The sequence below is a fragment of the Lacrimispora sp. genome, assembly GCF_047605665.1.
GTDB lineage: Bacteria > Bacillota > Clostridia > Lachnospirales > Lachnospiraceae > Lacrimispora.
Genome location: NZ_JASGFH010000001.1, coordinates 114,557 through 134,751, shown reverse-complemented (window position 1 = coordinate 134,751; position 20,195 = coordinate 114,557). Strand labels below are relative to the sequence as shown.

16 protein-coding genes, 1 tRNA gene and 1 pseudogene are annotated in these 20,195 nt (G+C 47.7%); 17 read left to right on the top strand and 1 reads right to left on the bottom strand.

Annotated features, from left to right (window positions below):
• The first annotated feature begins 93 nt into the window (after nt 1-93).
• From QM657_RS00650 to QM657_RS00580, 15 genes and pseudogenes are all read left to right on the top strand, one after another.
• On the top strand, nt 94-1,212 hold the full coding sequence (locus QM657_RS00650) for a sodium ion-translocating decarboxylase subunit beta (RefSeq protein ID WP_415064590.1): 1,119 nt from the start codon (nt 94-96) through the stop codon (nt 1,210-1,212).
• A gap of 66 nt (nt 1,213-1,278) precedes the next feature.
• Nucleotides 1,279-1,410 (top strand): OadG-related small transporter subunit, encoded by a 132-nt coding sequence (locus QM657_RS00645; RefSeq protein ID WP_333650958.1) that lies wholly within the window; start codon nt 1,279-1,281, stop codon nt 1,408-1,410.
• A 280-nt stretch (nt 1,411-1,690) separates the two neighbouring features.
• A pseudogene (locus QM657_RS00640) lies at nt 1,691-3,805 on the top strand (SH3 domain-containing protein); the annotation flags it as partial.
• Between the two features lie 6 nt (nt 3,806-3,811).
• Nucleotides 3,812-4,144, top strand: coding sequence for a dockerin type I domain-containing protein (locus QM657_RS00635; protein ID WP_415064733.1), 333 nt, complete (start codon nt 3,812-3,814; stop codon nt 4,142-4,144).
• 92 nt (nt 4,145-4,236) lie between these two features.
• Entirely contained in the window at nt 4,237-6,153 is a 1,917-nt protein-coding gene (locus QM657_RS00630; RefSeq protein ID WP_415064589.1) for a cadherin-like beta sandwich domain-containing protein, read from the top strand.
• 275 nt (nt 6,154-6,428) lie between these two features.
• A complete protein-coding gene (locus QM657_RS00625) occupies nt 6,429-6,815 on the top strand; it encodes a GntR family transcriptional regulator (protein WP_415064732.1) in 387 nt (128 codons plus the stop codon).
• 21 nt (nt 6,816-6,836) lie between these two features.
• Nucleotides 6,837-7,388 carry a UvrB/UvrC motif-containing protein gene (locus tag QM657_RS00620; RefSeq protein ID WP_415064588.1) on the top strand — a complete coding sequence of 184 codons (552 nt, stop codon included), beginning with the start codon at nt 6,837-6,839 and terminating at the stop codon, nt 7,386-7,388.
• On the top strand, nt 7,381-8,415 hold the full coding sequence (locus QM657_RS00615; RefSeq protein WP_415064587.1) for an ATP--guanido phosphotransferase: 1,035 nt from the start codon (nt 7,381-7,383) through the stop codon (nt 8,413-8,415). Before QM657_RS00620 ends, QM657_RS00615 begins: the two co-directional genes overlap by 8 nt.
• A gap of 16 nt (nt 8,416-8,431) precedes the next feature.
• Nucleotides 8,432-10,882, top strand: a complete 2,451-nt coding sequence (locus QM657_RS00610) for an ATP-dependent Clp protease ATP-binding subunit (RefSeq protein ID WP_415064586.1) — start codon at nt 8,432-8,434, stop codon at nt 10,880-10,882.
• A 119-nt stretch (nt 10,883-11,001) separates the two neighbouring features.
• Nucleotides 11,002-11,415: an endosialidase gene (locus QM657_RS00605; protein WP_415064585.1), complete on the top strand. Its 414-nt coding sequence runs from the start codon at nt 11,002-11,004 to the stop codon at nt 11,413-11,415.
• Between the two features lie 94 nt (nt 11,416-11,509).
• Nucleotides 11,510-12,901: a DNA repair protein RadA gene (radA, locus tag QM657_RS00600; RefSeq protein WP_415064584.1), complete on the top strand. Its 1,392-nt coding sequence runs from the start codon at nt 11,510-11,512 to the stop codon at nt 12,899-12,901.
• 103 nt (nt 12,902-13,004) lie between these two features.
• Nucleotides 13,005-13,301 (top strand): citrate lyase acyl carrier protein, encoded by a 297-nt coding sequence (gene citD / locus QM657_RS00595; protein ID WP_415064583.1) that lies wholly within the window; start codon nt 13,005-13,007, stop codon nt 13,299-13,301.
• Complete coding sequence (locus QM657_RS00590; RefSeq protein ID WP_415064582.1) at nt 13,298-14,191, top strand: aldolase/citrate lyase family protein; 894 nt, start codon at nt 13,298-13,300, stop codon at nt 14,189-14,191. Before citD ends, QM657_RS00590 begins: the two co-directional genes overlap by 4 nt.
• On the top strand, nt 14,188-15,735 hold the full coding sequence (citF, locus tag QM657_RS00585; protein ID WP_415064581.1) for a citrate lyase subunit alpha: 1,548 nt from the start codon (nt 14,188-14,190) through the stop codon (nt 15,733-15,735). The genes QM657_RS00590 and citF overlap by 4 nt, the downstream gene beginning before the upstream one ends.
• 119 nt (nt 15,736-15,854) lie before the next feature.
• The gene (locus QM657_RS00580; RefSeq protein ID WP_415064580.1) at nt 15,855-16,811 is read left to right on the top strand and encodes a hypothetical protein; all 957 of its coding nucleotides are present in this window, start codon (nt 15,855-15,857) and stop codon (nt 16,809-16,811) included.
• A gap of 115 nt (nt 16,812-16,926) precedes the next feature.
• Here the strand turns inward: QM657_RS00580 and QM657_RS00575 are convergent.
• Nucleotides 16,927-16,997 (bottom strand) — tRNA-Trp (locus QM657_RS00575).
• Between the two features lie 430 nt (nt 16,998-17,427).
• On the opposite strand from QM657_RS00575, the gene QM657_RS00570 reads away from it, so the two are divergent.
• Together QM657_RS00570 and QM657_RS00565 are read left to right on the top strand one after the other, a co-directional pair.
• Complete coding sequence (locus tag QM657_RS00570; RefSeq protein ID WP_415064579.1) at nt 17,428-17,670, top strand: HPr family phosphocarrier protein; 243 nt, start codon at nt 17,428-17,430, stop codon at nt 17,668-17,670.
• Nucleotides 17,671-17,775: 105 nt separating this feature from the next.
• Entirely contained in the window at nt 17,776-20,193 is a 2,418-nt protein-coding gene (locus QM657_RS00565; RefSeq protein WP_415064578.1) for an ATP-dependent DNA helicase, read from the top strand.
• Nucleotides 20,194-20,195: the final 2 nt, after the last annotated feature.

Here is a 20,195-nt window from a genome sequence, read left to right as displayed (position 1 = left end):
GTATCATAGGTACAGGCTTTCTGTTCTGATGATTTTGATGCAACATTTTTATTTAACCTATTACCATAGGCAGATTGAGATTGGAGACAACATATGAGTATTTTATTAGACGGTATACTATCATTTACATGGCAGCAGGCAGTTATGATGCTGATCGGCTGCGCTTTGATGTATTTGGGTATTAAAAAAGAGTACGAACCGACTCTTCTCGTTCCCATGGGACTGGGTACAATTTTAGTAAACTTCCCTATGTCCGGTATTATTACACAGGCCAGCACGGGAGTAGAAGGACCCTTTAACGTATTGTTTGATGCGGGTATTGATACAGAGCTTTTCCCTCTTCTGATTTTCATCGGAATTGGAGCTATGATCGATTTTGGTCCTCTTCTGCAGAATCCTTTTATGATGCTGTTTGGTGCGGCTGCCCAGTTTGGTATTTTCGGCACCGTTATCATTGTCGTACTGTTTACAGATCTGGCTCTTCCTGAGGCGGCTTCCATAGGAATTATCGCAGCAGCAGACGGTCCTACCAGTATCTTCGTTGCCGGACAATTGGCGAAAAACTTGTTGGGCCCCATCACTGTGGCGGCATATTCTTATATGTCTCTGGTTCCTATCATTCAGCCACCTGTTATTAAAGCGCTTACCACCAAGAAAGAGCGCCAGATCCACATGAAATATGAGCCTAAGTCTGTTTCAAAGACAGCTAAGATTCTGTTTCCTCTGGCAATCACCTTCGTTGCAGGCTTTGTAGCACCCATGTCCCTGCCGCTGATCGGATTTTTGATGTTCGGCAATCTGCTTCGCGAGTGCGGCGTACTGGACCGTTTGAGCGCAACCGCTCAGAATGAGCTGGTAAACATTATCAGTATTCTGCTGGGTCTCACTATTTCCGTAAAGATGACAGCAGATGAATTCTTGAACTTAAAAACATTGATGATCATTGCTTTTGGTCTTTTGGGCTTTGTTTTCGATACGGCAGGCGGTGTACTGTTTGCAAAACTGCTTAACTTGTTCCGCAAGGAGAAGATTAATCCCATGGTCGGTGCAGCCGGAATCTCTGCATTCCCCATGAGCAGCCGTGTAATCCAGAAGATGGCGACAGCAGAAGATCCTCAGAACTTCATTCTCATGCATGCAGCGGGAGCCAATGTATCCGGACAGATCGCATCGGTAGTTGCAGGCGGATTGCTGCTTTCCTACTTCATGTAAGTGTAAAAGGATTATTTCTATAACTATAAATTTGCGTTGCCTCTCACAGGCAGGATGGAGGAAAAGATGTCAGAGATCATGGTGCAGGCATTAGAATTGCTGGGCTTAGGCATGGGCGGTATTTTTATTGTCATGTTTTTGCTCTATGGTATTTCACAGCTTCTTTTAAAGCTGACAGCTCCAAAGAAAGAAGATTAACAGGAGCGGTATTAAATCCTAAGAATAAAATTTAAATTCAGAAGAGGCGGCGGAAGTGAATTCCGGCGCTTTTTCTGTTGCCGGGGCTGACAGTCTGTTTCAAAGTTTTGAAGATTTTCTTACAAATATATCCATTTGTGCCAACTTTGTCCGATTTGGTTGACACATGGTATAATTTGTCATTATAATATGTAGAGACGTCTGATTTGCCTTTTGGTTTATCGGACCTCTAGTCGGTATGGAAGATTAAAATACAAGAGGACATATTTGGGAGAAACAGATGAAAAAGTATAAAAAAGCTCGTAAGATGGCCCTGATTCTGGCCAGTGTCCTGGTGCTGGATTCTTACATGGGAATAGTTTCGCCATACATAGATGGATATGCTTATACGGAGAGGGCGGCAGCGGTCAATGCGACTTCGCTGAATGTGAGAAGCGGGCCGGGCACATCCTATTCCGTTGTTACAAAGCTGACGAGCGGAGCATCGGTCACGGTAATCGATGAGAAGAGTGCGTCCGATGGAGCGCTGTGGTATCAGATCCGGGTCAACGGTTCCGGCGGACAGACGGTGACGGGCTACGTTTCCAAAAGCTACCTCCGTTTCCCGGCAGCCTATACCAGCAATGCGGATTTTGAGAGTAAGCTGACGGCAGAAGGCTTTCCGGAAAGCTATAAGATCAGGCTTCGGGAGCTCCATGCCATTTATCCGGGCTGGGTGTTCAAGGCACAGCACACCAACCTGGATTGGAATGCGGCCATTAAGGAGCAGAGCAAGGTGGGAAAGAATCTGGTGCATACCAGCAGCCTTTCTTCCTGGAAGTCCACGGAAACCGGTGCTTACAACTGGGATACCAGCGCATGGATCGGCTATGACGGAAATTCATGGGTCACCGCTTCTGAGAATATTGTAAAATATTATATGGACCCCAGAAACTTTCTGGATGAAACCAATGTATTCCAGTTTCTGACCCATACATATGACGGAAATAAACAGACGGCAACAGGGCTGGAAACCATGGTAAAGGGAACCTTTTTATCCGGCCAGACTTCGGTGGGAGCATCTTCCGGCAACAGCTCTTCGGGCGGAAGTTCAGACGGCAGTTCCGGCGGATCAGGGCCTGTAAGCCCTGTGGGTCCTGGAGAGGCCATAGGCCCCGGTGAGACAAGGGGTTCTGACGAGGTCAGCTTAGAGGGCCCTCAGGCTTCCATAAGCCCCAATAAGCCCTACGTGCTCATGGTATACGGTCCCGGAGCGAATTTACCCGGTCCTTCCTCCCCCGGCACATCAGGAGGCTCAGGAACTGCAGGGACTACAGGAACTGTCACGGGAACCAGCTCTTATGCGGGCATGATCATGAATGCGGCTGCCCAGTCAGGAGTGAATCCTTACGTTTTGGCTGCTATGATCATTCAGGAGCAGGGCTCCTCAGGGGCAGGAAAAAGCGTGTCGGGCTCAGAGTCCGGCTACGAGGGTTATTATAACTTTTTTAACATCGAAGCATACCAGGCCGGAAGCATGAGCGCCGTACAGAGAGGCTTGTGGTGGGCTTCCCAGGCAGGCAGCTATAACAGGCCGTGGAATTCTCCTGAAAACTCTATTTTAGGAGGAGCCTTTTATTATGGCAATAATTATGTAAAAGTTGGGCAGGATACATTTTATCTGAAGAAATTCAATGTTCAGGGTGCCAATCTTCACAAGCACCAGTATATGACTAATGTCCAGGGAGCGGCCTCTGAGGGAGCTGTCTTTTCAAAGGCGTACAACAGTGACATGAAAAAAACTGCCCTTGAATTTAAGATTCCGGTTTATAACAACATGCCGGACAATGCCTGCAGCCAGCCTACAGGCACCGGAAGTCCCAACAATAAGCTGTCAGGCTTAAACGTAGACGGCTTGTCTCTGACGCCTTCTTTCAGCCGGGATACCATGGAATACAACCTGATTGTGGACCCGTCTGTAACAAATATCACCGTAAGCGCATCACCGCTTGATTCCGGCGCTTCGGTCAACGGAGCAGGAAATATTACGCTTCAAAGCGGCAATAATGACATAAAAATCGCAGTTACTGCGCAAAATGGAACTGTAAGGGAATACGTGCTTCATGTGGTGCGTCAAAACGGCGGACCTACCTCATCACCGGCAGCTCCAGGCGGAAGTTCTTCCGGAAATACGTCCGGGAATACGTCCGGAAATACGTCCGGAAATACATCCGGGAATCCTTCGGGCGGTAATTCAGGCAATACTTCCTCAGGCAGTAATTCAGGCAATACTTCCTCAGGCGGTAATTCAGGCGGACCTGGAAGCAATATAGGGCCTGGAGTGTCCAAGCCTTCTAACGGAGGCTCCGAAGGAACACCTGGAGGAAGCAATGTGACCATAGCCCCTGACGGCTCTTCGGGCATGTCTTCCCATACCTCCGGATCGATGGCAGTCATCGGCCAGGGGCCGGGTTCTGTCCAGGTGACGGATCAGATGACAGTTTCCCGGCAGTCTCAGCCAGAGCAGACAGCCCCGGCAGCCGGGACTTCTTCCCCCCAGCCTTCTTCCGGCGGGACCGGTGATATTAACGGAGACGGGAAGACCAACAGTCTGGATGTTTTGCGGCTGCAGCGTTTTCTCCTGGGCCTGGAAACTTTGACGGCAGGGGGACAAAAATCAGCCGATCTAAACGGAGACGGCAAGGTGAATTCCCAGGATATTTTGCTTCTTCAAAAGAAAGTCCTTGGGCTTTGATGTTGAGGTGAATTTGACCGCAGGGAAAAGAGAAGCCCCCCTGGGGAGCGAGGATAGAAGAGGAAGCGCCTTTCAGGCAGAGAAGAGGAAAGATGAACAGGAAACTGAAAAAATTGATAGCCAGCCTGATGCTGGCCTGTATGATTGCGGCCGCAGGCGGTCCTTTTGGACAGATGGTGTCTTGGGCGGCAGATGCGAAAATAGCTTTTTCTGATCCTTCGGTCATGGTAGGCAATGAAGTGACCGTAACCATGAAGGTGACCAGCGATACTGCCCTGGGAACAGCAGAGATCATGCTGTCTTATGATCCCAATGTTCTGGAGTTTGTGAGCGGCACCAGCGCCAACGGAGGCGCAGGAGCCATTAAAGTTTTGGGGACTATGGAGTCCGCAGACCAGAAGGCTTTTAATTTTCAACTGAAATTCAAAACCCTGCAGGCAGGAAATGCTCAGATTAACGTGACCTCCCAGGAAATTTATGATATCAATTCCCAGGCCATTTCCGTGAGCAAGCAGGGAAATTCCACAGTCAAGGTTACATCCCCGGCCACTTATTCAAAGGATGCCACTTTAAAATCATTGAAAATATCTCCAGGAACCCTGACTCCTGAATTTTCTCCTGCGGTGGAAAGTTACACAGCCCAGGTGGATGGAAACACAGCGGACCTGGTGGTCAATGCAGTGGCGGCCAATGCGGGAGCCCGTGTGGCTCTCCAGGGAGAAAAGGGCTTAAAGGCCGGAGAAAACCAGGTAATTGTAAAGGTGACGGCAGAAGACGGACAGACAGTCCGTAATTATACCATTCAGGTCACAAAGGGAGAGGGCGAAACTACGGCCTCTGAAACCCAGGGCACCGGAGAAACGGTTGAGGCCTCCTTTGGAGAAGCCACAGCAGTGATTGACGGAACCGTATACAACGTGGCCTCCTCCTTTGAAGAAGCTTCTCTTCCGGAGGGCTTTGAAGCAGGAACGTACCAGTACAAGGGCAATGAGGTCATGGCCGGACGCGGGCTGGAAAAAGAACTTCTTCTGCTTTATTTGGAGGATTCCCAGGGAAACGGCGGATTTTATATCTACAACGAAGGGGCTGATTCCTGGTCACGGTTCGTGCAGGTGGAAACCACTTCAAAGGCCATTGTCATCATCCCGATTGACGAAGAAGCAGTTATGCCGGAAGGCTTCCAGGAGCGTCCGGTGGATATTGACGGCGTGCGCGTGACCGGCTGGGTTGCAGTTACAGAGGCAGAGCCGCAGTATTGTCTCTTCTACGCTATGAACTGGAACGGGGAGAAATACTTCTACCGCTATGACCTTTCAGAAAAGACCATCCAGAGGTACTTCGCTTCCGGAGTGTCCTATGAAAAGCATATGGAGCTGGCCAATACCTACGATTCACTGGTAAAAGATTACCGCATACAATTTTACATTCTCATCGGAGTGGGACTGGTGGCATTGATCCTGTTTGCCGTTCTCGTCATGATGATGAAAAAAGGAAACGGCCCCGGATCAGGATCGCCGGATAGAGGCCGGATGAGACCGGATGATGACGGAGAATTCAGAGACGAAAACTTCCGTGAAGAGTCAGGGGATGTTCCCTCTTCCAGAATCAGAAGATATACCAGGGAGGAGTTTGAAAATACGCCGTCAGAGGACTTGAGGAGGCCTGAAAGCATTCCATCAGAGGACTTGAGGAAGCTTAAAAGCATTCCGTCAGAGGACCAGGGAGAGTTTGAAAGCACAACCTCAAAGAACCAGAGAGGGTTTGAAAGCAGACATTCAGAAGACCAAAGGGGATTTGACCCCATACCTCCAAAACACAGGAGAGGTGAAAGCGCACGTCTGGAAGAACAGGCAGATATGGGGCAGGAAGCCGACTCTGAGACGGATATGGATGACGATGAATTCCTTCAGGAAGTCAGCTTAGAGGAAATGGAACAGGATTTGTCATCCTATGAAACAGAAGAAGATGACGATTTTGAATTCATTGATCTGGACGAAGAAGAAGAATAGATATAAAAACAGCAGATGGAACGGTTCCGGGGAAAATCCCCGGAACCGTTCTGCATAAGGTGAATTTGCCCGAAGGGCAAAGAGAGGACCCCCTGGGGGGGTAAGGTGAATTTGCCTAAAGGGAAAAGAGAAGCCCCCCTGGAGTTAAGATGAATTTGTCTTTCGGGAAAAGAGAGGCCACCTGGGGATATGTTTTTGAGAAAATTATCCCATTGAAAAAACCGTTTATATGTGCTATTATGTGTATAACAGATATAACGAAAGACGGTGAGAAAATGATATTAAAAATTGATTTTAACAGTGAGGAAGCCATCTACATCCAGCTTCGGAACCAGATAATCATAGGAATCGCCAGGTCAAGTATACGAGAAGGTGACACGTTGCCTTCCGTGCGCCAGATGGCCGACAACATAGGTATTAATATGCATACGGTAAATAAGGCGTACTCTGTGCTGAAACAGGAAGGGTTTGTCAAGCTGGACCGCCGCAAAGGAGCCGTTGTGTCCCTTGACGTGGATAAAATCCAGGTTCTTGACGAGATGCGCAAGGATTTAAGCGTTGTATTGGCAAGAGGTGTCTGTAAGAATGTTTCATGCGAGGAGGTCCATCAGTTGGTTGATGAGATATTCCAGTCATTTTCAAAAGGCCAGAGGGAAGATTGATCCCTGGATCGGAGGTTCAATATGTTGTGCGAGAGATGTAAGATGCGCGAAGCAAATATTCAATATACAGAAGTGGTAAACGGCGTGAAAAAAGAGCATCATTTTTGCGCCCAGTGTGCGAAGGAAATGGATTTCGGAGTGTATGCAGCTATTTTTGACGGGGATTTTCCCCTGGGAAAACTGCTGTCCGGCCTGCTTGGAATCGAGGATACCAGCCAGGGCCCGGATAAGCTTCAACAGATTCAGTGTCCTTCCTGCGGCACCAGCTATGAGGAGTTTGTAAAAGACAGCAGGTTTGGCTGTAAAGACTGCTACAGCGTGTTCGGCCCCCTCATGGAGGACAGTCTAAAGCAGCTTCAGGGAAATTTAATCCACACCGGAAAGACCCCGGAGCACCAGAGTCAGGACTTGGTGGAAGCAGAAGCCGAAATTGGAGAAGAGAGGGAGCAGGATTTAATCTATCAGTGGGATACGAAACTGAAGGAAGCCCTCCGTTCTGAGGATTATGAAACAGCGGCGGTGTGCCGTGACAGGATAAGAGAACTGAAAAAAGGAGATGAGACCGATGCTTAAATGGTTTGAACAGACAGACGGCGGCCGGCCCGGAATCATAAGCAGCCGTGTCCGTCTGGCCAGAAACTGGCAGGAATACAAGTTTCCTGCAAAGCTTGAAAATAAGGAGAGCACAGAGATGGTCCGCCGCCTGGAGTTCGGCTTAAGAGGGATAGGAGAAGGCCTGGGCAGGCATTTCGACTTTGCCATGCTGGACGATATGGAGGACAGGGATAAAAAGGCCCTGCGTGAAAGGCGCATCTTAAATCCTGCGGCAGCTTCCATTAAAAAGCCCTCAGGCATTTTCCTCTCCGACAATGAGGATACGGGAATCGTGTTAAACTGCGACGACCACATCCGGATTCAGCTCCTTGGAGTCGGACTTCACTTAGAAGAGCTCTGGGAGCGGGCCAGTCAGATTGACGATTACATCAATGAGCGGTTTGAATATGCATTCGATGACCGGTACGGCTATCTCACCTCCTTTCCCACCAATGTGGGAACCGGTCTCAGGGCTTCGGTGGTGGTCCACTTACCCATGCTGTCCCAGGGAAAGAAGTTCCAGGGACTGATTGGGGATATGAGCCGATTTGGAGCTGCCATCAAGGGCGTTTATGGAGAAGGGGAAGAAAACTTCGGTTCCCTTTATGAGGTTTCCAACCAAAAGACCCTGGGCCAGACCGAGCGGGAGATCATAGACACTGTGACAAAAGCGGCCATACAATTGACCAACCAGGAGTTCCAGGTGAGAAAAATGTTTCTCCAGAGCCACAGGCTTGAACGGGAGGATGAAATTTATAAATCCTATGGCGTATTAAAATACGCCAGAAGGCTTACCTCCAGGGATGCCATGATTTTCCTGTCTCAGCTCATGGCGGGAATTTCCGACGGACTGATTCATACAGAGGAGGAATTTTCCGTATACCGCCTGATGCTTGGAATTCAGCCGGCCAATCTGCAGAAGATTTCAGACCGGCCCTTGAGCAAAGAGGAGCTGGACGGAGCCAGGGCGGACTTTATCCGAAAGGAACTGCCGGAATTAAATTAACAGGAGGATTTTATTTATGATAGATCGATTTACTACAAAGGCCAGAACGGCTGTCAATCTGGCTGTAAAAGCAGCGGAGCGTCTGGGACACAGCTATATCGGCACAGAGCATCTGCTCATCGGATTGCTGGAAGAAGGCACCGGAGTAGCAGCCAGGGTTTTAGAAGAAAACGGAGTAAAGGAAGAAAAGGTGTTGAGCCTGATCAGCCAGCTCATCGCCCCGGACCAGCCTGTCAGACTTTTCGAAGACGGAGGCTACACACCGGGAGCCAGAAGAGTTCTGGAAAACAGCTACCGGGAAGCTGTCCGTTTTAAAGCCAATTTAATCGGCACCGAGCATTTGCTGGTTTCCATTATCAAGGACAATGACTGTGTGGCTTCCAGGCTGTTAAACACCATAGGAGTCAGCATACAAAAGCTTTACATCGACGTGCTTTCAGCCATGGGCGAAGATGCACCTGCCAATAAAGAGGAGATTATAAAGTCTCCCAAGGCAAAGGGAAGCACCCCTACCCTTGACAGCTATAGCAGGGATTTGACCCAGCTTGCTGCCCAGGGAAAGCTGGACCCGGTGATCGGAAGAGGGCCGGAGATTGAGCGTCTGATTCAGATTTTAAGCAGGAGAACAAAAAATAACCCCTGTCTCATCGGAGAGCCGGGAGTGGGAAAAACCGCAGTGGTAGAGGGCTTGGCCCAGATGATCACGGATGGGGATGTGCCGGAAACCATTGCAGATAAAAGGCTTTTGACCCTGGATTTATCCGGCATGGTGGCCGGTTCCAAGTACAGGGGAGAATTTGAAGAGCGTATCAAAAAGGTGATTGCCGAGGTGATCCAGGACGGAGAAGTCCTGCTGTTCATCGATGAGATTCATACCATCATCGGCGCAGGAGGAGCGGAGGGAGCCATTGACGCTTCAAATATCTTAAAGCCCTCCCTTGCAAGAGGAGAGCTGCAGTTGATCGGCGCTACCACCATTGAAGAGTACCGCAAGTACATTGAAAAAGATTCTGCCCTGGAGAGGCGCTTCCAGCCTGTCACCGTTGAGGAGCCTTCTGAAGAGGCTGCCATCGGCATCTTAAGGGGCTTAAAGGGCAGATACGAGGATCATCATAAGGTGACCATCACAGACGATGCCTTAAAGGCAGCCGTAAAGCTGGCCGCCCGGTATATCAATGACCGTTTCCTTCCGGATAAGGCCATTGATGTCATCGACGAAGCCTCTTCCAAAGTCCGTCTGACCGCATTTGTGGAGCCGGCGGAAATCAAGGAGCTGGAGGCAGAGATCGAGCAGATGGAGGATCAGAAAGAAGCTGCCATCAAGGCGGAAGCATATGAAAAAGCCGGGCTGATCAAAAAGAAACAGGAAAAGAAGCGGGAAAAGATCGTCAAGATACGCGAAAAATGGCAGAAGGATAAAACTTCAAAAACCCTGGTGGTGGATGAGGGAGAAATTGCGGATGTGATCTCAGCCTGGACCAAGATTCCGGTGAAGAAGCTGGAAGAGGGAGAGAGCGAGAGGCTTCGTAATCTGGAAAACATTCTTCACGAGAGGGTCATCGGCCAGGAGGAAGCGGTCACTGCCGTGGCTAAGGCCATACGAAGAGGCCGGGTCGGTTTAAAGGACCCCAAGCGCCCCATCGGCTCCTTCCTGTTCTTAGGGCCTACAGGCGTGGGAAAGACAGAGCTTTCCAAGGCCCTTTCCGAGTCCATGTTCGGCACGGAAAATGCCCTGATCCGGGTGGATATGTCGGAATACATGGAAAAGCACAGCGTTTCCAAAATCATCGGTTCCCCGCCGGGATACGTAGGTTATGACGAGGGAGGCCAGTTAAGCGAAAAGGTCAGGAGAAATCCTTATTCTGTAATCCTTTTTGACGAGATTGAAAAGGCCCACCCCGATGTGTTCAATATCCTGCTGCAGGTTCTCGATGACGGACATATTACGGATGCTCAGGGAAGAAAGATCGATTTTAAAAATACCATCATCATCATGACTTCCAATGCAGGAGCCCAGAACATCATATCACCCAAGCGCCTTGGCTTTGGCGCAGTGGCAGATGAAAAGGCGGATTACAAGATCATGAAGGACCGGGTCATGGAAGAGGTGAAGCGCCTGTTTAAACCGGAATTCATTAACCGTATTGACGAGATCATCGTATTCCATCCGCTGAACAAGGTTCATATGAAAGACATTGTGACCATTATGGTGAAAGATATCATGAAGAGAACTTCAGATCAGATGAACATCACTCTGGAAATCGAAGAAGATGCCAAGGAATTCCTCATCAACAAAGGCTATGATGAAAAGTACGGCGCAAGGCCATTAAGACGTACTATTCAAAACAGTCTGGAGGATAAGCTGGCTGAAGAGATTTTAAGCGGAACAGTGAAAAATGGAGATGAAGTGGTGGTAACGGCAGCAGAAGACGGGCTTAAATTTTCTGTCAAGGAGCTGGCAAAATAGCTAGCCATTTCCTGTCGATTCGTGTATAATGACTATACACCAACGCATTTTTCTATGCGCCAGGTATAAACTGAATTTTATTAAGGGATAAGTAAACAAAATACTAGGAGGGCAAACCGATGCCGGTGATTGAAGAATTAATCCGCACAGAAGAAGACGGAACCATCAGTTTTGGTAATTACAAATTAGGAACAAAGTCAAAATTACAGGATTTTGAGCACAAGGGCGATTTGTATAAAGTCAAAACATTTTATGAGATAACAAAGCTGGAGCGTAACGGAATGTTCGTATACGAATCCGTGCCGGGGACTTCTGTTGAAAACTTTGCCGTTTCCAATGACGGAGTGGATTTTAAAGTGGAAAGCGACAAGGATGCCCAGCTGACCATTCAGCTGGCTGAGGATACTTTATATGAAGTATATGTGGATGAATCGGCTGTAGGAAGCATGAGAACCAACATGAGCGGAAAACTGTCCGTCAGCGTGGAATTGAATGAAGGAATGCCGGTAGCAGTAAAAATAAGAAAAAGATAATGAAGCAAAAAGCTGGGTCTGGCTCTTTTATAGGAGTACAGACCCGGCTTTTTGTCCGCAAAGCGTTATTTTTTAATATAAGGAGGAAATCTATATGGCAAAGGCGAGGACAACCGCATTTTTCTGCAAGGAGTGCGGGTACGAGTCTCCAAAATGGATGGGCCAGTGCCTGGCCTGTAAGGAGTGGAATACTCTTGTGGAGGAGCCGGTGGGCAAAAAGGAGACCGGAGCCAGAAGAGGGATCGGAAGCAGCAGCGGGAGTCCGGGAAATTCCCTGAAAATAAAGCCCTCCAGGCTTTCGGAAATCAAGCTGGACGAGCAGGACCGGATGAAAACGGGATACGAGGAGCTGGACAGGGTTTTAGGAGGAGGCGTTGTAAAAGGCTCTTTAGTTCTGGTAGGAGGAGATCCCGGCATCGGAAAATCCACCCTGCTTTTGCAGGTGTGCCGCAATCTGGCTGCCAGCGGACAAAAGGTGCTCTACATATCAGGAGAGGAATCCTTAAAGCAGATCAAGCTTCGTGCAAACCGGATCGGAGAGGTGACGGGAGAGCTTTTATTTCTCTGCGAAACCAGTTTGGAGCTGATTGAGCGGGCCATTGAAGAGGAAAAGCCGGATGTGGTCATCATCGATTCCATCCAGACCATGTTCCGGGAGGAGATTTCTTCTGCTCCGGGAAGCGTCAGCCAGGTGAGGGAATCCACCGGAATCCTCCTTCAGATCGCCAAAGGATCGGGAATCGCTGTTTTTATCGTAGGCCATGTGACCAAGGAAGGGGTGGTAGCAGGCCCCAGGGTGCTGGAGCATATGGTGGATACGGTTTTGTATTTTGAAGGGGAGCGGAGTGCGGCTTACCGGATCATACGGGGAGTGAAAAACCGTTTTGGCTCCACCAATGAAATCGGTGTCTTTGAAATGGTGGAAAGCGGACTTTCCGAAGTGAAAAATCCTTCGGAATATATGTTAAGCGGAAGGCCGGAGGGGGCTTCCGGAGCTGTAGTGGCCTGCTCCATGGAGGGCACAAGGCCCATGCTTTTGGAGGTTCAGGCCCTGATCACACCGACTGCCTTTGGAATGCCCAGGCGGACTGCCGCAGGAACGGATTACAACAGGGTCAATCTTTTGATGGCTGTTTTGGAGAAGCGGTGTCATTATGATCTGTCCCATTTCGACGCTTATGTGAATATTACAGGAGGCCTGCGGATGAATGAGCCTGCTCTGGACCTGGCGATTGCCATGGCGATTGTATCCAGCATGAAGGACAGGGCAGTGGATTCCAAGACCATTATTTTTGGAGAGATAGGCTTGTCAGGCGAGGTGAGGGCAGTATCCATGGCTCAGCAGAGGGTCAATGAGGCCAAAAAGCTGGGATTTGAGACCTGCGTCCTGCCGGAAATTTCTCTGGAAAAAATGGGAAAAACAGAGGGCATACGGTTGATCGGAGTCGGCAATGTGAGGGAGGCTATCGCAAGGGTGATCGGATAGGAATTGGCTGCCACGGATATTGATTAAGCCATGGGGAAGTGATATAATCAGAGAATAGATGTGGATTCGTATAAGAAAACCAAATGTGAAAGGGGATTTTAACATGATTCTGAAAAAGAGTGCCATTGCCGGGACATATGAATCCAGCGATGCCCATGTAAGCGTGGAACCATACGACCAGGGCATCGACATAAGCCTGGAAAGCAGTGTGATGGAACAGTACGGAGCCCAGATACGGGAATCCATCAGGGAGGTTCTGGATTCTCTGGAGGTGGAACATGCAAAGATTGTGGTAGTGGACAAGGGTGCTCTCGACTGCACCTTGCGTTCCAGAGTGGAAACTGCCATTTTCCGGGCCTGTGAATTAACAGAAAACATTCCATGGGGTACGAGAATATGAAAAATAGAATAAGAAGAACCATGTTATTTTTAAATGCCCAAAGGGCTTCTCTGGTAAAGGATGCCTACGTTTACAAGCCGGACTGCGTTATTTTTGATTTAGAGGATGCGGTGGCAGAACGGGAAAAGGATTCCGCTAGGGTGCAGCTTTACAACACATTAAAGTATCATGATTATTACGGCGTGGAACGCTGGGTGAGGATCAATGCCCTTGATACCCCTTATCACAAAGAAGATATCCGGGCAGCCGTGGCCGGAGGCTGCGACGGCATCAGAATCCCGAAGACGGAGACAGCCGCAGATGTGAAATATATAGAAGAGCTTGTTGCTGCCGCTGAAAAGGAATTTGGCATGGAGGAAGGCTCCACCATGCTGATGGCAGCCCTGGAATCTCCTTTTGCTGTCATGAATGCCTATGAAATATGCAAAAGCAGTGAGCGGCTCATGGGCGTTGCTTTGAGCGCCGGAGATTATACGAGAACCCTTCATGCCCGCCGCACTTCCAGGGGAGATGAGCTCTTTGCAGCCCGCTCCCATATCGTCATGGCGGCCAGGGCAGCAGGAATCATGTGCTTTGATACGGTTCATACGGATTTAAATGATATGGAAGGATTTATCAGAGAAACGGAACTGATCCGGGACATGGGCTACGATGGCAAATCGGCTATCAGCCCCAAACAGATTTCCCTGATTCACGATGTATTTGCACCTACGGAAAAGGAAATGCAGCATGCGGCCCATATTATAGAGGCGGTAAAGGAAAGCGGAGAGCAGGGTGTAGGTGTATTTTTGGTTGACGGACAGATGGTGGATATTGCCTTTGTGGAGGGCGCTCAGAGAATTCTCCAGTTAGGCAAGGCATCCGGAGTTTATAAGGGGGATCTGGCATGAAGAATATATTAGGCAGAGAAATTCCTGAGGAGCTGTTAAATGGAAAAGAAGTTTTCCAGGGGCAGAATTACCGGGACAATTATGAATTTAAAAAGGATGCGCCAACGGTCAAGGCCCATGTGACGCCAAGCGGCAGCAAGGTTCTCTCTTCCATGGAGGAGGTCATTGAAAAGAGCGGGCTTACGGATGGGATGACTATTTCCTTTCATCACCATTTCCGCAACGGAGACTTCGTCTGCAACATGGTTATGGATGTGATTCAGAAAAAGGGAATCAAAGATTTATACGTCTGCGCTTCCAGCGTGGGAGCTGCTCAGAGCTCTCTTGTGAAATGCATTGAAGATGGAACGGTAACAGGGCTTTCCACGAGCGGAATCCGGGATGAGATCGGTGAAACCGTATCAAAGGGAAAGCTTAAGACTCCGGCATACATCAGAAGCCACGGCGGCAGGGTGAGGGCCATTGAGACAGGAGAGGTCCATATCAATGTGGCATTTATCGGAGCTTCCACAAGCGACATCTATGGAAATGCCAGCGGAAAAGGCGGAAAATCGGACTGCGGAGTTTTATCCTATGCGACAGTGGACGCCCAGTACGCGGATTATGTGGTGGTGATTACAGACACCCTTCTGCCTGCACCCAACTTTCCGGCGAGCATACCGGGAATCCATGTGGATGCAGTGCTTGTTGTTGACAAGGTGGGAGAACAGAGTAAGATTGCCACAGGAATCTTAAGGCTGACCCAGGATACCCGCGAGCTGATGATCGCTCAATATGCAGCCGAGTGCATGGCGAATACGGAATATTTCAAAGACGGATTTACGTTCCAGACAGGCGGCGGAGGGGCATCTCTGGCTGTTACCAGATTTTTGAAAAAGTATATGGATGAAAAGAATATTAAAATGGGCTGGGCCATGGGCGGAATTACGGAGCCTATGATTGACTTGATGAAGGAGGGCTATATCGGAAAGCTTCTCAATGACCAGGCCTTTGATGTGGCATCCGTTCAGTCCGTACACACGGACCCCAACCATTTTGAAATCACTGTATCCCAGTATGCCAATCCTTTTAACAAGGGAGCTTTTGTTAACCAGCTTGATTACGTCATCCTGGGAGCTTTGGAAATTGATGTGGATTTCAATGTCAATGTCATTCAAGGCTCCAACGGACTGCTCCAGGGCGCACCGGGAGGGCACGTGGATACTGCCGCGGGTTCTAAAGTAGCCATCATCGTGACTCCTCTGGTGAGAAGCAGGATTGCTACCATTCGTGATAAGGTCACTTCGATTACGACTCCAGGTGAGAGCATTGATATTGTGGTCACTGATTACGGCATTGCTGTCAATCCGGCGAGGAAGGATTTGATTGAGTCTTTGAGTAAGACAAATCTGCCTCTAAAGACAATTGAAGAGCTTCGTGATGCAGCGTATAAGATTGTGGGAAAACCTGCTGATATTGAATTTGATGATAAGATAGTGGCAGTGATTGAGTACCGGGATGGAACCATCATTGATGTGGCGAGAAAGCCTAAGAATTTAAATTGATTTGAGTAATATATGAGAAAGAACTGTTTAAGGCGTGAGATTAATTGCTCACGCCTTTGTGAAGCTATTATGAAATATTGTACGGCGCATAGTTTTTATATTTTGCAGGAGGGCAGACATTGTCAGATTTTAAAACTACCCGTGAAGTTACCCAATATAGTATTGGAGATGGTTATTGGTATTCCAGGAAAGATGCTTTTGATGTGGAAATACGCAGCTTTGCCGTGAATTTGGACGGTGATATTGGCAAACAGATATGCCTTATTGGTGAGTATGATATAAATGGTCTGGCGTTTACGGGGATTTTGGCTCCTGAAAATTGGAGCATTGAATACATCGAACAACACTGCCGCTTAGCGGGTGAGGTTTTAAAAGAAGTAGGGCATCGGGTGTTGTGGTTAGACCTGTATCACTTCCAAATACTTGAAACATTAGATTTTTTGGATTTTACGCCCAACTTAAAATGGTTAAGGGTGGAATGTAAGCTTAAAAAGCCATATGATTTTGCAAAACTGTCCAAACTGGAAGAATTGACCGTATGGTACGGAAAGGCATTTTCAAGCATTTTTGAGTGTACAAGTATCAGGGAGCTTGAGATATTCAAAATGGATGCTTACGGAGCAGAAAACATCCGTAAATTGTTTCTGCTTAAAAAGTTATGGATACGGCAGACAAGTGTGAAAAGCATTGACGGGTTAAGTGATTTGAAAAATTTAGAGAGATTAAGCTTTAGTCATGTACCTAAAATGGAAAGCATTGCTTCGATTCAGGAATGTCAGAATATCAGCAGGCTTTCTTTTGACTGCTGTAAAAGGGTGGAAGATTGGGAGATGATTGGGAAATTGTCCAATTTAAAAACTCTATATATGTGCAGCTGCGGAATTTTGAATGACGTGAATTTTCTAAAGCCTTTGGAGAACTTGGAAAGTGTCAGTGTTGTGGGAGAGAGGATGAAGCTTGTTGACGGAAAGGTGCGCTGGCTGTATGAAAATCCTAAAATAAAGGATATACATTTGCCGTGGAGAAAAGATTTTGATATATCGTTGGAGGAAGTTTGGGGAAGGGAAAGATCATAAGCGTTATTTGGCTGTACGGAAGCTGATTAAATATCATTTGCTGACAATGAGAAAAAAGCAATCGCACAGGAAATTTTCCAGTGTGATTGCTTTTACTTGCCTTGCTTGATATGACCAGGGGAAGAGGGGCTCGAACCCCCATTTACGGTTTTGGAGACCGTTGCTCTACCATTGAACTATTCCCCTATGGTGCAATAATATTTGTCCTCATCTGAGCACCTAGAAAGTATAGCATATAAGGTTTTAAATTGCAACAGTTTTTTGAAAAAAATAAAAAACTTATTTGGTTGTTATCGAACACATGTTTATGATATAATAGATGTAATATATGAGTTTTTGGGGCTGCATACCCGTAGCTTTGGCGTTTTCTATAAAAATAGCGGGATAAAATCGTGAAATTGAATTAGAACCAAAAGAATAATTGAGAATGATTCCCTAAATAAAACTGCTCCCGGCAAAAATATGCTTATCCACCGGGCATAAGTCGGGTGGAAATAACATGTTCTGCACAAAATCAGCAATATAATTCGGTCAGAAGCATAATTTGACAAATGATGTCAAAGATGATATAAGTATAATGACTTTTTAATTTGATCATTAAAAAAGGAGTTTGACCATGAAAGAATTTAAAATTATGCTGCCAACCGTTGCTGATGCGAAAGAGTTCGTTGCTGTTGCTTCTAAATGTAATTTTGAAATAGACGTGTTTTACAATAGAGTAACCATTGATGCAAAGTCTATATTAGGAGTATTGAGCCTGGATTTAACCAAGATTCTGACCGTTGAATTCAGCGGAGAGAATGCAGAATTTGAGGAATTGCTGAGAGCAAAGGCTCCAAGCAAGTATTCAGCAGCATAAAAGCAGCGCAGAAGAAAAAGGGAATTGTACGCCGGATGGCCTGCAGTTTCCTTTTTTTATTTGCAGGCTGAAGTTAGGGAAAAAGTGTGAAAAGGAGAAGCCGGAGTGGAGAACGAGGAAAAAAAGGTTCTGAAAATATCGGTCAGAAATCTGGTTGAATTTGTGCTGCGTTCCGGCGATCTGGATAACCGGCGGACAAAGGGAGCTGAGAAGACAGCCATGCAGGAAGGAAGCCGCATTCACCGGAAGATTCAGCGGCGTATGGGAGCCGATTATAGGGCTGAGGTGCCTTTAAAGCATAAGGTGAATTTGCCCATAGGGCAAAGAGAGGACCCCCTGGGGGGTAAGGTGGAGGAAGAACGGTTTCAGATTCTGGTAGAGGGGCGGGCCGATGGAATCATAGAAAGGCCGGAGGGAGTCACCATTGATGAAATCAAGGGCATTTACATGGATTTATCCTATTTAAAAGAGCCTGTTGCCGTACATCTGGCCCAGGCTATGTGCTACGGATATTTTTACTGCTTTGACCACCAGCTAAATGGGGCCGTGATACAGATGACCTACTGTAACATTGAGACAGAGGAAATCTGCCGCTTTCAGGTGGAGAAGTCCTTTGAGGAGCTGGAAACCTGGTTTCAGGGGCTGATTCATGAGTATATTAAGTGGGCAAGATATTTATACCACCACGGGCTGCGCAGGGATGAGTCCATCAGGGAGCTTTCCTTTCCCTATCCTTACCGAAAAGGGCAAAAGGAGCTGGTGGTGGCAGTGTACCGCAGCATTGCCAGAAAGAGAAATCTGTTTATCCAGGCTCCCACCGGCATCGGAAAGACCCTGTCCACCATTTATCCCGCTGTTCGGGCAATTGGAGAAGGCTTTGGGGACAAGCTGTTTTATCTGACTGCAAAGACCATAACCAGAGGAGTTGCGGAGGAAGCCTTTGATATTTTAAGGGAGCATGGACTGTATCTCAATTCCGTCACCATAACGGCCAAGGAAAAACTGTGCTTTCTGGAAAAGCCGGAGTGCAATCCCGATGCCTGCCCCTATGCCAAAGGCCACTTTGACCGGGTGGGTGATGGGGTCTATGACATCATTCATAACGAACGGAGCATTACCAGGGAAACGGTTCTGCGCTATGCAGAGCAATACCAGGTGTGCCCCTTTGAATTCTGCCTGGATATCAGCAACTGGGTGGATGCCATTATCTGCGATTACAATTATGTGTTTGATCCCAACATCAGGCTGAAACGGTATTTTTCCGAAGGGATTTCCGGGGACTATCTTTTCCTGGTGGATGAGGCTCATAATCTGGTGCCCAGAGCCAGGGAGATGTACAGCGCAGCTATATATAAAGAGGACTTTCTTCTTATTAAAAAGCTGGTAACTCCCATGGACCAGAAGCTTTCCAAGCTGCTGGACCGGTGCAATAAGGAGCTTCTGTCCATGAAACGGGAATGTGAGAGCTTTCAGCTTTTGGAGGATATCCGTTTTTTTATGACCGGAATCATGACTCTCTTTGGGGAAATGGAAAAGTTCATGGAAATTCATGAAGAATTTCAGGATCGGGACCTGGTCCTGGATTTCTATTTCAGCCTGAGAGATTTCATTAATATTTACGACCGTCTGGATGAAAATTATAGGATTTATACGGAGCTTTTATCTGACGGCCGTTTTATGCTCCGGATGTTCTGTGTCAATCCGTCTAAAAATCTAAGGGAGTGTCTGGACAAGGGAAATGGCACGGTCTTTTTTTCCGCTACATTACTTCCGGTCCGGTATTACAAGGAGCTCTTAAGCGGAGATCAGGAGGAATACGCGGTTTATGCCCAGTCCCCCTTTGACGGGAAAAAGAGGCTTCTCATGGTGGCTTCTGATGTGAGCAGCCGCTACACCAGAAGAAATGGCCGGGAATATCAGAAGGTGGTATCTTATATCCGGGCAATCGTATCCGCTCATAAAGGAAATTACATGGTATTTCTGCCATCCTATCAGTATTTAAAGGAAGTGGAAGCCCTGCTGGAGAGGACGGAGAAGCTGGAATTTAACTTTCTGTCCCAGGCTTCCCATATGAGCGAGCAGGAGAGGGAGGAGTTTTTAAAGGAATTTTCTGAGGAACGGGAGGATTCTTTTGCAGCTCTTTGTGTCATGGGCGGGGTGTTTTCGGAAGGAATTGATTTAAAGGAAGGGCGGCTCATCGGTGCCATTATCGTGGGAACAGGGCTTCCCATGGTCTGTACAGAACAGGAAATACTGAAGGGATACTTTGATGACAAGGGGCAGAAGGGCTTTGACTATGCTTACCAATATCCCGGAATGAACAAGGTCATGCAGGCAGCAGGAAGGGTCATCCGCACAGTCCGGGATGAAGGAATCATCGCTCTTTTGGATGAAAGGTTCTTAAAGCCGGATTATCAGGCTCTCTTTCCGAGGGAATGGGATGAATATTATCAGGTGAAGTTAAAGAATGCAGAAGAAGTGGTCCGGGAATTCTGGGAAGGCCGGTCAGAAGAAGGCCGGTAACC